The sequence below is a fragment of the Flavobacterium shii genome, from assembly GCF_025847235.1.
GTDB classification, from domain to species: domain Bacteria; phylum Bacteroidota; class Bacteroidia; order Flavobacteriales; family Flavobacteriaceae; genus Flavobacterium; species Flavobacterium shii.
In genome coordinates, this window is the sequence record NZ_JAOZEW010000001.1 from 431,613 (window position 1) to 445,793 (window position 14,181).

Consider the following 14,181-nt stretch of genomic DNA (forward strand, 5'->3'; position numbering starts at 1 on the left):
AATGATCAAACGCTATATAATACCCAATCATAATCATTTAAATATTAAATTATTCCTATAAAAAACCCCTACTACTTTCAAAAAGAATACAATATATTTTGTCATACTAATCTTATTTCTTTTGTTTAAATTTGAAAACCTTCTTTAGCGTTTTTAAATATGATGTCACGATTATTTTTCCTGTTGTTTCTTATTCTTTCTTTGAATGTTCATTCTCAGTCAACAAAAGAGTTGATTGATAATTTAAATAGCATTAACAATCATCAGAAAAAAGCAGAACTGTGCCGCGAAATCGCACTAAGATTACAAAATTCTGATTGGGATAGGGCGATAAAGTACATCGAATTGGCGGAAGTCGAAGCAAAAAACACACAAGTGCCGGAATCTATTTTAGCCGATGTCTACATTACAGCGGGAAAAATGTATTCATCAAAAGAGGTATTAGATATTGCTTTACAATATTATCTAAAAGCCTATGATATTTACAAAAATAACGGAAACCTTGAAGAAGTCTCAAAAATAGAAAACAATCTTGCGATTATTTATGGGCAGGGAAAAGACAAAGAAAAAGCATTAAAATATTTCTTAAATGTATACCGTTATCAACAATCTAAGAATGATCCTGCCAAGCTTGTAAAAATCTTAAACAATATAGGTACTGCTTATTTAAACAAAAACATAGACTCTTCTTTATATTACTATCAAAAGGCTCATTTAATAAACAAAACAATAAAAGATGATGCATTAAAGGTTTATGTGTGTACAAATCTGGCACGAGTTTATGCTTTAAAAAAAGATTATAAAAATGCAGATTATTATTATGATCAGGCTTTTTTATTTGCCAAAGAACCGGTAAATCCTTTAATACAAGCCTTTGTTTATGAGTCTTTTTCGGATTATGAACTAAAACAAAAAAATTATGATGCCGTAATTACAAATGCAAAAAAGGCATTAGAATTATCTAAAGAAAACCAATATAGTCTTTCGGTTTTAAACCTGAACAAAATCTTGTATCAGGTATATATTAGTAAAGAAGATTATAAAAATGCAGTCTATTATTTTCAGAAATACAATACAATTAATGATAGTATACATGTCGAAGAAAAAGCCGTAAACCTCGAAAAAATAAAGCTCGAGCAAGACTACAAAGTTCGTAGCCAAATAAAAACACTTACAGAACAAAAAAGATTATTCAAATATTTTGTAGTGGGTTTGATACTGGTTGTGGGGATATTGATTTTAATTATCTTTTTGATAAAATACCGAAACAGGAATATTAAAAACCAACTCGAAAAAGAAAAATTAAAAACAAAGATGCAAACCTTAAAGCACAACCTCGATGCTAAAAATAAGGTTTTGATAGGAAAAGCAATGACAGAAATACATCGTACAGATAGTATTAATGAAATCCTGACCGATCTTAAAAAAATTAAACTCAAAGCGGTCAATAAAGAAATGCAGCAAGCGATTGATATCGTTCTTAAAAGTCTCGAAAAGAATTTGAACACAGATATCTGGAAAGAATTTGAAATAAGTTTTGAGCAGGTTCATAAATCTTTTTTTGATAAATTAACAACAGATCATCCTTCGCTTACTCCCAAAGATCGCAGATTATGTGCGTTGTTATATCTGGATTTAACCACAAAAGAAATATCTCAAATTACGGGGCAATCGTTTAAATCGATAGAAAATGCCCGAACAAGACTTCGTAAAAAGTTTGATATTACCAATGAAAAAGTAAATCTCTCGACCTATCTCAATACATTTTAAGCGAATTAATGTAATTAAATAAACCAAACTAATGATCTGATTTAGTTTGGTTTATTTTTTTATGAGTGTTTTTTAAGTGACCTATTTCTACGTAAGAGTGTTTTTGCAATAGTCTATTTTTTTCTAAACAGAAGTGCCCATTCTACATTTACCAACTCGATAGTAAAATAGAGTAGAATGAATCGGAAGAAAAAAAATACCCCTCCTAAAAGCTTAGACCAACTTTTAGAAGAAACCAAAATAAAAAAGGAAACCCTCTTGAAGATTCTCGAAAAAATAACCAAAGAAAATCCTGAAAATTAAATACCAAATTGATTCTTAGAAACCTCTTTTTTGCATTACTATGAATTATAACCACTATTAACTAAGCAAACTATACTATTAATTTAAATTTTAAAACAATGAACCAAATTTACTTCAAAACCAAGTATTTGTTTATTTTGTTAAGTCTCTTTGCCTGCTCCGTGGGAATGGCTCAGACGCCTTATCAAAATATCAAAAATGATGGCGTGAAAACCGCCTTAGGAGTACCCGAAGAAACAAAGGAACAAGTTTCTAAGAGAACTAGTGATCCAAATTCTAGTCAGGATAAAGATGCCGATAATCTCTTCATACCAAAAGAAGAAGTCATAAGTGGCAAAGAACTTTCTGTAGCAGAAAGTGAATCAGTGCTAAAACAAGCACAACTGAGCCAAAATTTATTCGAACAAAAACTAACGAATACTACCGAAAAAACAAATTCACAAGACACTACGAAGGTTAAATCTTTTGCTAAATCTTCCAATTTAACTGCAAGGAATGTATTTGAAGTTAAAAAAGGAGATTTTAATTTGTCTACATCTGATAAAATGCAATTAAAATCAGTTTCAGATAATCATGGCAGAACTCTCGCTACTTATCAGCAGTTGCATAACAATCTTCCTGTTGAAGGAGCAATTTATAAGGTTAGGGAAAATAAAACTAAGATTGATGCATTTGGTTTTACAGCTAAAAAGTTATCAGTAAATAACAATTATAAAATAAATGCAGCTACAGCTTTAGAAAATGCACTTAAAACTATAAATGCGAAGCAATACATTTGGGAAAATAAAAAATTAGGTTCTTTATTGGATAAAAATATAAGCGCAAAACCGCAAGGTGAATTGGTTTATGTTGGACCTAACTTTTCTTCTGAACTAAAGGAATACTTTCTCACATGGAAATTTGATATTTACGCGACCAATCCACAATCCAGCCAAACCATGTATGTCGATGCAAACTCAGGAAAAGTAATTCTTATTATTGATCTCAATCGAGATGCTACCTATACAGGTCAAAGTTTAGGTAAAGGTAAATCACGATATTCCGGAGAAGTAGAATTTAATACAAAACAATATGCTGACGGATACAGATTAGAAGGGCTACAAGGTAAATATAATGTGCCAATGTATACCTGGAATATGAATCATGCCGATAATGCTTCAGATGAAGTAATCACAGAATTTATTGATGAAGATAATATCTGGAATGAGCTGCATAATAAAAACCATGATGAGGTGGCTATAGATATTCACTGGGGTATGCAAAAAACTATAGAATATTATGGCGAAAAATTTAATCGTAATAGTATTGATGACAAAGGAATGACAATTATTGGTCTTGCACATTTAGGGACTAATGTTGAAAATGCTTCATGGACTGGTGGATGGGCACAATTTGGAGATGGTAACAACACACCCTATGTAGGTTTAGGAATTACAGCACATGAACTAACGCATGGAGTAACACGTTTTACGGCCGGTTTAATCTATCAAGGAGAATCAGGTGCTTTAAACGAATCTTTCAGTGATATTTTTGGCGTATCGGTTGAATTTTATGTTGGAAAAGACAAAAAAGAAGATATTTGGATGCTGGGTAATGAGTTATATACTCATGGAAGTATGAGAAACATGTCTAATCCGAAGGCACAAGGTCAGCCAGACACTTACGGAGGAGTAAACTGGGTAAATCCATTAAATACTACTTATGATAATGGAGGTGTACACTTTAACAGCGGAATCACAAATTACTGGTTCTACCTTTTAAGTGAAGGTGGCCAAGGTGTAAATGATCTTAATAACAGCTACGATGTTAAAGCTATTGGTCTTGCCAAAGCAGAGAAAATTGCTTACATAACCCTCACCGAGTATTTATCTCCAGCTTCAAACTTTAGCGATATGCGTCAGGCAAGTTTAATGGTTGTAGAAGATTTATACGGATTAAGTTCTGAAGAATACAAACAAGTTACTAATGCTTGGTATGCTATTGGGGTTGGAGCCTCTTATGCAGATAAGCAAATTGCACTTGTTTCTATTGAAAAACCTTCTGTTGCTTGTGGTTCTTTAAAAGGAGATGAACCCTTTTATATTAAAATTAAAAACACTGGATCTACTGTAATTAAAGCAAATGAAAGTTTAAATTACAAATTGAGATTGATGACAGCCGGCTTTGGTGGCCGATTCAATACGCTGTATACTAAAGATAGTACCATCAGTTTTACTAAAGACTTGGCACTAGGCGAAGAAATTATTATAAAAATTCAAGAGAATCTTCCTTACACAATAAGCGCAACTGCTGTAAACTATGTAGAAGTAAAATTTGATTTCAAACCTATTGAAGAGTTTGGAGCAAAAGACGGAGTTTCTTTTGTAGTCGATTTATTGGTTCCGCCTGCTCAAAAAGATTTTGACCTTAAACTTGTCAGATTAAATCTTCCAGCGTATACTGGAGAAATATTATCAGCAAATTATCCATTAGCACTTACTATTTTTAATTTAGGTTGTCAGGATATCCCAGCAGGATCTCAGTTAAAAATAGGATATCTAAATACACTTCCTGGAAATGAAACTGTTTGGAAAAATATTACACTATCCACAGCTTTTAAAGGGAACTCAGAAATGACTATCCCTTTTGATCGTACTGTCGATTTATCTGCTACCGGACCACATACCTATGAAGCGTATGTAACATACAGTCAAGACCCTGAAACAACTAATAACAAAACCATAAATGCTGTTTATAGCGGAATAATAACTCAATTTCCGTATTCTCAAGATTTTGAAGGAACTCCTGGAGGTTGGTTTTCTGAATCATTACTGGCAACTCAAAAATTTATTTGGCAGCCTACTACTTATTCGTTTAGAGATACCAATTCAAAATATTTATGGGCAACTATAACTCTAGGTACTACGGAGCTAATGCAGCTAAATGCTGATTTTACGTTACAATCACCAATATTTGATTTTACTAATGTTGCCTCTCCGTATGTTGAGTTTGACTTGATGTATTTATTTTATAAAGGATATCACGGCTTAATTGTTGAATACTCAGAAGATAATAAAAATTGGAAAAAAATTATGGGAATCGATTATCCTGATACCGTACATTACAATGATTTAGTACCAGGACCATGGTTTAGCGGAATTAATAATGATCTAAAAAAAGCTCCATACAGCATGCGTTTGGCTGAACTTGCAGGCAAAAAAGCTGCTATTCGTTTTCGTGTAGTTACAGATAATAATAGCAGTAGGTATTTAGGTGCCTTTATAGACAATATCCGGGTAGGTAATGCACCTTATGATTTACAAGTTATAGCTGCAAAACTAGACGCTGGTACTTGTACTATTAGCAATGATAACATAACTCTAAAGGCACAAATCATTAATAATTTTGCAACCACAAGCGAGCAAGTTAATATTACTACAAAAATCCTTGATAATGCAAAAAATGAAGTTTTTTCAAAAACCGAAAAAACAACATTAGTATTTACTAAATTTAGAGATACACTCACCTATTCTATTCCAAATATTAATTTAAAAAGCATCGGCGAGAATACTATTACAGTTTCAGTTTTCCCAGAAGACATGACTAAAGAGGTTAAACCTGAAAACAACTCTTTAACAACTGGTTACGATAATTGGAACAATGAAGATATGAAAGTATCTGTACTTCCTTATGCAATGGATTTCGAAGATGTAACCAAATATAAAGGATGGAGAACTACTGAAAATGCAAACGCTACAGGCTGGAAACATGGAACAAGCAAGGAATTAGGTTCCCCAGGATGGTTCTTAACGGAGCATACTAATTTTATGGCGAGTAACGATGATAAATGTAATTGCGACTCATCAAACGATATGTTAATCTCACCGGTATTTGATTTGAGTAATTATAAAGGAGCACACTTATCATTTGATGGCTTTGGAGATAGATATGGTCTTTCAGACGGATACGTCAAAGTAAGTACAGATGGAGGTGTAACCTGGAAAACAGAATTTAAGATGCCATACCTCAGTAATTGGTTCGAATATCAAGTAGATTTAAGCGCTTATGCTGGAAAATCTTGTGTTCTTGTAGCCTTTCAGCATGATGATAATGGACTATTTGCGAGTGGTTTTGCTGTAGACAATATTAAGCTTAAAGAAATAGCAAATTATTTGCAGATATCTAATTTAAGTATGCCTGAAACTGTTTATGAAGATGCGCCTTCGCACGAATTTTTTATCAGTGCAAAAAATGTATTTTATAATAAAGTTGATAAAGCTACAATCGAATATCAAATTACCCAAAATGGTAAAGCAGTAGGTGAACCAATTGTAGTTGAAAGAAATAATCAGATATTACAATATCAAACCATTGTATATACAGCAGATGGTATTCCGCAATTACCAGCAGGAAATTATGATATTACTGTAAAAATAATTTCAAACGGACAACCAAAAGCACAAGCAGAAAGTCTTACAAAATCTTTTGAGGTCATTGCAAAGGCACCAAACTTAGATACTGAAACTTTTTCTAATGTACCTGAAGGTTTATTATTTGGAACAAAAGGTTTTGTTTCGGGTCAAAGTGATAGAGATTTTCCATGGGAAGTAGTTGTTAAACCTGATAATAAATACTTATTAATTCCTGTGAAAGATCATACGGGAGATAGTGCTGCAAAGATGCTTTACCATCCACTTGAAAATGGTTCTAACAATGGAGAGTTAATATTCCCTTTAAATAAGTTAGCTGAAAATGCAACTGCAATGGAATTTTATTATGCAATCGATAGTAACAGTAATAATATTTTTGCTGTGGATGTTAAATCTATTGGAGGTGAATGGAACGAAGTATGGAAAGTCTCTCTACAAGGAAGCCACGTAGACAAAGAATGGCAAAAAGCGACAGTTAATTTAAATAAATATGCTGGAAAATCTGTAATGCTGCGATTTAGACATTCTTTGACAACTGGATATTCTTATATGGTAGTAGATGATTTAAAAGTAATCACTAATCCTGTATTAGACTTATCAATGCAAATAGTATCTCCAAAAGATGTATGTGGTGGAACCGAAGTTAAAGTTAAACTAACCAATGAAGGGCAAATTGTAATTGCAGCAAATGCAATACAATTAATTTTAGGATATCTCAATACAAATAAAACTATTACAGAATCTGTTGAAACTGCAATTCCTGTTGGAGGAAGCATTGAATATACTTTCAAAAAACAGCCTAAACTTGATTTAAGTGGGGACTCTCATGTATTTAACATTATTGCAAAATTAGAAAATAATGCAATTCAACAAAATAATGAGATTAAGAACTATATATACCAAGAGGTTACATCAGATTTCAAAATATTCGACAATCCAACGATTCATGGATATGCAGGCAAGAGCTTATACATTGACGCCTCAACTAATTTTAGTGCTAAAAAATTAGGAGTTACTTCATACAAATGGAATACAACCGATGTTTCTAACGGTATTGAAATAAATAAAGCAGGAGATTATACCGTAACCGTAACGATGAAAAATGGATGTATACTTACAGAAAAAATCACCGCAACATTTGATACTTTCGAATCTGAATTAGCAAGTGGTGCTATCTGTGGTCCTGAGGTTACTTTATCTCCTGGAGATTACAAATCGTACGAATGGTTTGATGGCTCTACAGATTCTAGCTACGTTGCAACAGAAAACGGGAATTATTATGTAACTGTTTATAATGAAAATGGAATTGGTCAAACTTTTAGTACTACCATTTCAATTCTTCAGATGATTACTCCAGAAATTCAGGTAGTAGCTGATAAAAAGCTAACCGCTTCAGCCGATGCCGTTTCGTACCAATGGTTCTTAAACGGAAGACCTATACCAAATGCAACCGAAAAATCTATAGTTACAATTTGGGAAGGAGATTATAGCCTTCAAGTAACCAATAATAATGGTTGTAGTAGTATTTCAGCTCCATTTGATTCAAAAGGTATGCTTATAGGGAAAATTACAAATGCTTTTAGAGTATTCCCTAACCCAGCAATTGATACTATAAATATCTTCTTAGCAGATAAAGCTGAGGGAGAAGCACAAATCAATATTTATGCAATCGATGGTAAAGCAGTGTGGAGTAAAACATATACAAGCATTCCATCTAACATAAATGTAAGCGCATTAGCTCCTGGAGTTTATGTTTTAGACTGCAATGTACAAGGCAAGAAATATACAACCAAGGTTATTAAGAACTAACAAATTTAACAAATAGAAATATGGTAACTCTCATTTTTGAGAGTTATCATTCTTAAAACAATAAATACTATGAAAATATATATATTAATTATATGCACACTTTTTTTAGGCGTGCCCATTATAGCTCAAAACCAAAAAGTTAAATTAGGCGTAAAAGCTGGTTTAAACATTTCGAGCCTAAATTTTGATGAAAGCGAAATGAACTCATCAAGTAAAACAGGATTTACAGGAGGGATTATGGTTGAAGTCCCTTTAGCGAAAAACTTTTCGCTTCAACCAGAATTGTTATACAGTCAGCAAGGAACAAAGGTTTCTTTTTCTGATAACGATGTAACAAACTCTAACTATGACAGTACGATTAAATTGAACTACTTAAACATCCCTGTAATGCTAAAGTATTATGTACTAGAAGGATTAAGTATTCAAGCAGGACCACAAATAGGAATACTTCTTAAAGCTAATAATAAATACCAAGATGATTTTTTAGGCTATGAAAACCATGATAGTTTTAATTTAAAAGAATATTCAAGTGGTATTGATACTTCTGTAAATCTTGGATTAGGTTATCAATTTAAAGATAAATTTTATGCAGACTTAAGATATAACATTTCCTATTCTAATGTTTTTAAAGAAAGTGATGTAGATTATTTCATTAATAATGATATAAAAAATAGAGTTTTTCAAATATCGATTGGTTATTTTTTTAAATAGAATTAGTTATTCTTGTAGTTTCCTAAAAGAAGCTGTCTCTATTTTTTTGTTTTGAAACGGCTTCTTTTTTTCTAGAATCGCCGAGAATCGAACTCGGCTCCAAGTAAGCAATTAAAGAGCTTTGTTTAATTTACTTTGAGTACTAATTACAAATCAGCCTATCGTTTCACATATAACAGTGGGCTAAATTTAAAATAAATACTCATTTTTGATTTCGAATACCAAGTAACATTCTAAACACTGCTACTAAGGTTGTAATACCGTAGTCTCCCAACTTTGACCTATTTTTCCAAATAGTATTCTTTTGTAAAAACGTGTTTGCTCAAAAGAAAGAAATTCAATTCGGATCGGTTCTAAAGAAAAAATGCTCCAATCTGCAGGTCTATCCACAGACTTACCATGAAAAAACTGAATAGGATCTACATTTTGATTGGATATTGACATATCATAAATTTATTTGCTTTTATAAAAGTACAAAATTCCAAACAAAACTTTCTTTATCCCGAGTATTATATAGCTTTTATACATCTTACATTTTCAAAAAATTGACTGTTTGTTTATAATTGTTACATGCTGTCTATTGGCTTATCTATAAATAAGTAATATGTAAATAACCATCCATAATTGAGTAAATTTTAAAGGTATTATCGATATAGAGAGTATAATATTTTATACTATATTTTTTCTCTTGAATAATTTTTCAAATAAAATTGTTGTTCTTTGTACCTTAAAGTTTTTTGAAAGATGAATAAGGTAGTATTAACAATCGAGTTTAGAATGTCATATTATTTTGAACATTGAGTTAAGATTAGTTATCATATTTAAGTTATGGACAACAAAAAGTTTATTTTAAGTTTAAAAAAAGGTAATGAAGCTTCTTTCAAGGAGGCTTATCTAAATTACTATGATAAACTGATAAACATAGCCAAGCGATTTAACTTTACCGTCCTTACCCCGCAAGATTTCGTTCAGGAGACTTTTTTACGACTATATAATAAAAGGGAATTACTTAATGAAGATGTTTTATTTGATAAACAATTGTTTACGATATGCAAGAACATCATCATAAATCATCTTAACAGAGAAAATAAAATAATTCAACTTGATCCTTTTCAGTTCGAAATGGAGCAAGAGGATGTTGAAACAGGAATTTATGAAGAAAGAAAAGAAAAGCTATATAACTTCATAAATCTGCTTCCTGAACAGCAACAAAAAATATTTACTTTACACAAACTGGAAAACCTTAGCTATAAGGAGATTGCTGCAATTACGGACCTTTCTGAAAAGACCATTGCCAATCATATTTATCTTGCCAGTAAATTTATTAGAAAAAAAATCGAAGAGCATTAGGAACTTTTATATTCTCGTTTGTTATATATATAAACGAAAACATAAAATGCATATTGAGTCTTATAAAACAGATGTTACAACTATGGAAGATGCAAACTTTATTGTAGTTCTTCTGCAGTTTAAAATTTCTGATTGTATAATGAATTTTGAATTGGAAAATCCTAATCACATTCTAAAAATCGAAACCAACAGAGATATTAAAGAAATGGTTTATGGTGTTTTTACCAAGCAGGGATTTTATTGTCAAAAACTTTAACGATCAAAAAATATGAACCAAAAGAAATTAGACGAAGAATTAAAAAAAATATGGGATGAAACACCCATTTTACATTCTGATAATGAAAAAGAAGCTTCTTGGAAACAATTTCAATCGAAGACATTCTCTTCTAAAAAACAGCAATCTAAACCTTGGCGTTATTATGCAGCAGCGGCAGCAGTATTAATTTTCATTCTTATTGGAACCGGTATTTATTTTAATAGTAGCCCTTTAAGTAACAGCACAACTCTTGCCGAAAATGTAATTAAAAATACTACTTCTGTAATAAAAACCGTAGCCCTTCCTGACAGTTCAAGCGTAGAATTGAGTCCGAATTCTAAAATTGTCTATGGTAATAATTTTGCTATTAATAGAAAAGTTGAAGTTTCAGGTGAAGCTTACTTTAAAGTTAAAAAAGACAAAAAACATCCTTTTCAAGTAGTTTGTAACGAAACTACCACTACAGTATTAGGTACCTCATTTACAGTTAAAGGATATACTCAAGAAGAAGTAACCGTTGAACTTTATGAAGGAAGCGTTGAGATGAGTGTGAAAAATCAGGATAAAAAATGGATACTAAAACCTGGTGAAAAATTTACCTATGGAAACAAAACAGCTGTAGTGACCGAATTTAACAGGTTTACGGATTTTGATAATGAAAAACTGAGTGTCGTGAGTACTTATATTGAGTCGAATTACGGTTATAAAGTAACTATTCCGCAGGAATATTATAATCAAAGAATTACAGTTCGAATCAATAAAAAAGAAGATTTAAAAACAATTGTCCAATTAATATCAGAAATGTATAATCTAAACTTTGAAGTAAATGAAAAATTAAAACAGATTACTTTTCAATAGAAAAGAAAAGGATGCACTAGCCGCGAAACTAAACATCCTTCCTCATAGTAAGAATAGTATAAAACTATTCCATTTAATAATATTCAAAAATACAAAATTTCATGAAGCATATAATTTCAGCATGCTTTTTTTTATTCAGTTACTGTATGTTTTCTCAAAATATCACGGTAACTGTAGATAAAACTATAACTCTAAAAGAGTTATTTAAACAAATTGAAAATCAAACCGACTTTAAATTTGCCTTTACGGATCAAATTGATACAAATCAAAGGTATTTTACCCAAAAAAGCACTTATAAAAATATAGAAATTAGAGAACTTATCAGTGAGCTGAACAAGAACAAGTTGATCCAATTTTCTATTGTTGGCAATAATATTTTTGTCAAGCAAAAATCTTCAAAAACAACTAAAAAAAAGAATCAACTAACCGGACAAATTCTTAATGAAAACAGAGAACCTGTTATTGGAGCAAATATATATGTTGAAGAAATCGAAATAGGAGCAACAACCGATAAAAACGGAAGATACTCTCTAGACCTAGACAATGGGATTTATACTGTTTTGGTGAGTTACATGGGGTTTAAAAATAAAAAAAAACAAGTCTCGGTTTCTGATGATACTAAAATTGATTTCAATATGGAATCAGACAGTCACGAGTTAGAGCAGGTAGTCATAACTACAAGCAAGGCGGTTGATGTGAAAAATACTCAGATGAGTGTTAATAAACTTTCAATGGCCGAGATTAAAAGACTTCCAACTGCTATGGGTGAAGCAGATCCTTTAAAATCATTATTGACTTTGCCAGGGGTTACGAATGCCGGCGAAGCTTCGTCAGGTTTTAATGTTCGTGGAGGTGCTGCTGATCAGAATTTGATTCTTTTAGATGGTGCTCCAGTATATGGGGACTCTCATATGTTTGGTTTCTTTTCTATTTTTAATGCAGACGTCGTTAGCGGATTAGACTTATACAAAGGAGGGATTCCGTCTAAATTTGGAGGACGCGTTTCTTCAGTTCTTGATGTAACTCAGCAAACGGGAGATCTTAATGATTATAAAATAAACGGAGGAATTGGTCTTATATCAAGCCGCCTTTTGGTGCAAGGACCTTTAAAAAAAGATGTTGGTTCGTTTGTTATTGCAGGACGTGCTTCTTATGCGCATTTATTTTTAAAACTTACAGATATCAAGAGTACTGTTATGTTTTATGATATTAATGCCAAGCTTAATTATCGTTTAGGGGCCAATAATACAATTGCTTTTTCTGGTTATATGGGAAATGATTTATTTGATATTAATAATTTTTTTGCCAGTACGTACGGTAATACTATGGGAACGTTTAGCTGGAAACATAAATTTTCTGAAAAGTTAAATACGAACCTTTCTGTTTTTTACAGTGATTATAAATTTAATCTACAAATACCTTTTCAAAAATTTGAATGGGATAGCAAGATTACCAACTACGGGCTTAAATACAACTGGAATCATACGATATCAGACAATTTTAAACTCAACTACGGTATTGATGGTTTATATTATGATTTTAATCCGGGAACAGTACGACCGTATGGTGCTAATTCGCAGTTTAATTACAATCAATTAGATAAAAAATATGCTTTAGAAACGTCTGCATATCTGGATGTCGAAAATCAGATTACAGAAAAGCTTAATCTTCGTTATGGCCTTCGTTATAGTACATTTTATCGTTTAGGTGGCGAGAGTATCAGTACGTATGAAAATGGAGAAGCAGTAGTATACAATCCGTTATACCATATTTATGAAGAAGCAACACCAATCGGAAGTACATACTACGGAAAAGGAAAAACCATCAGTAAGTTTAATAACCTTGAACCAAGATTGGCATTATCATATGCTTTTAATGATGAAACTTCTGTAAAGGCAAGCTACAACAGAATGGCACAATATATACATATGTTGTCTAATACCCGTGCTCCGTTGCCTATGACAATCTGGACGCCAAGCGGACCTTTTACAAAACCACAAATGCTGGATCAATATGCAATAGGATATTTCAGAAATTTTAAGGAGCGGGAGTACTCTTTTGAAGGAGAGTTATTTTATAAAAAAATTAAAAACCGTATCGATTATATTGATGGTGCAAATTTATTGGGTAACAATAATATAGAGCAGGACATCCTGAATGGGGAAGCAAGATCATATGGTATGGAGTTATTATTCAGAAAAAATACGGGTCGTTTTACAGGATGGGTTTCTTATACTTTGTCTAAGGCAGAACAAAAAACGCCCGGTAGAACTCCTCAAGAACCGGGTATTGCTAATGGTGAATGGTATTTATCAGGATATGATAAATTGCATAATCTGAATATTACTGCAAATTATGAATTCAATCCTAAATGGTCCTTTAATGCTAATTTTACCTTACAATCAGGTCAGCCGGTAACATACCCAAATGGTTATTATGAATTTGGAGGAAGAAATGTACCCAATTATACGTTGAGAAATGCAAACAGACTTCCTGCATATCATCATTTGGATATTGGTGCAACCTATACCCCTAAACCGGATAAAAAGAAAGGATGGCAAAGCTATTGGGTATTTAGTATTTATAATCTTTATAATAGACAAAATGCTGCATCGATGATGTTTTCACAAAATAATAATACGGGAGCTAATGAGTCCAGACAACTGTCAATTTACGGATTAGTACCAGGTGTTTCTTATAATTTTAAATTTTAAT

General features: G+C 31.9%; 8 protein-coding genes. 7 read left to right on the forward strand and 1 reads right to left on the reverse strand.

Features of this window, described 5'->3' with window-relative positions; genetic code table 11:
* Nucleotides 1-159: 159 nt before the first annotated feature.
* From OIU83_RS01840 to OIU83_RS01850, 3 genes are all read left to right on the forward strand, one after another.
* The gene (locus OIU83_RS01840) at nt 160-1,770 is read left to right on the forward strand and encodes a tetratricopeptide repeat protein (RefSeq protein WP_264204575.1); all 1,611 of its coding nucleotides are present in this window, start codon (nt 160-162) and stop codon (nt 1,768-1,770) included.
* A 401-nt stretch (nt 1,771-2,171) separates the two neighbouring features.
* Nucleotides 2,172-8,291, forward strand: coding sequence for a M4 family metallopeptidase (locus OIU83_RS01845; RefSeq protein ID WP_264204576.1), 6,120 nt, complete (start codon nt 2,172-2,174; stop codon nt 8,289-8,291).
* A 69-nt stretch (nt 8,292-8,360) separates the two neighbouring features.
* A complete protein-coding gene (locus tag OIU83_RS01850) occupies nt 8,361-9,002 on the forward strand; it encodes a porin family protein (protein ID WP_264204577.1) in 642 nt (213 codons plus the stop codon).
* Between the two features lie 246 nt (nt 9,003-9,248).
* Here the strand turns inward: OIU83_RS01850 and OIU83_RS01855 are convergent, their stop codons facing one another.
* Nucleotides 9,249-9,446 carry a hypothetical protein gene (locus OIU83_RS01855; protein WP_264204578.1) on the reverse strand — a complete coding sequence of 66 codons (198 nt, stop codon included), beginning with the start codon at nt 9,444-9,446 and terminating at the stop codon, nt 9,249-9,251.
* Between the two features lie 384 nt (nt 9,447-9,830).
* On the opposite strand from OIU83_RS01855, the gene OIU83_RS01860 reads away from it, so the two are divergent.
* The 4 genes from OIU83_RS01860 (at nt 9,831) to OIU83_RS01875 (ending at nt 14,180) form a co-directional block, all read left to right on the forward strand.
* Complete coding sequence (locus tag OIU83_RS01860) at nt 9,831-10,352, forward strand: RNA polymerase sigma factor (protein ID WP_264204579.1); 522 nt, start codon at nt 9,831-9,833, stop codon at nt 10,350-10,352.
* A 46-nt stretch (nt 10,353-10,398) separates the two neighbouring features.
* Entirely contained in the window at nt 10,399-10,608 is a 210-nt protein-coding gene (locus OIU83_RS01865) for a hypothetical protein (protein WP_264204580.1), read from the forward strand.
* Between the two features lie 12 nt (nt 10,609-10,620).
* Nucleotides 10,621-11,466, forward strand: coding sequence for a FecR family protein (locus OIU83_RS01870; RefSeq protein ID WP_264204581.1), 846 nt, complete (start codon nt 10,621-10,623; stop codon nt 11,464-11,466).
* A gap of 101 nt (nt 11,467-11,567) precedes the next feature.
* On the forward strand, nt 11,568-14,180 hold the full coding sequence (locus OIU83_RS01875; RefSeq protein ID WP_264204582.1) for a TonB-dependent receptor: 2,613 nt from the start codon (nt 11,568-11,570) through the stop codon (nt 14,178-14,180).
* Nucleotide 14,181 lies beyond the last annotated feature (1 nt).

Bases quoted from the DNA above. Each gene is read 5' to 3' on its own strand.
- OIU83_RS01840 (WP_264204575.1), top strand. From the start codon at position 160: ATGATGTCACGATTATTTTTCCTGTTGTTTCTTATTCTTTCTTTGAAT.
- OIU83_RS01845 (WP_264204576.1), top strand. From the start codon at position 2,172: ATGAACCAAATTTACTTCAAAACCAAGTATTTGTTTATTTTGTTAAGT.
- OIU83_RS01850 (WP_264204577.1), top strand. From the start codon at position 8,361: ATGAAAATATATATATTAATTATATGCACACTTTTTTTAGGCGTGCCC.
- OIU83_RS01855 (WP_264204578.1), bottom strand. From the start codon at position 9,446: ATGTCAATATCCAATCAAAATGTAGATCCTATTCAGTTTTTTCATGGT.
- OIU83_RS01860 (WP_264204579.1), top strand. From the start codon at position 9,831: ATGGACAACAAAAAGTTTATTTTAAGTTTAAAAAAAGGTAATGAAGCT.
- OIU83_RS01865 (WP_264204580.1), top strand. From the start codon at position 10,399: ATGCATATTGAGTCTTATAAAACAGATGTTACAACTATGGAAGATGCA.
- OIU83_RS01870 (WP_264204581.1), top strand. From the start codon at position 10,621: ATGAACCAAAAGAAATTAGACGAAGAATTAAAAAAAATATGGGATGAA.
- OIU83_RS01875 (WP_264204582.1), top strand. From the start codon at position 11,568: ATGAAGCATATAATTTCAGCATGCTTTTTTTTATTCAGTTACTGTATG.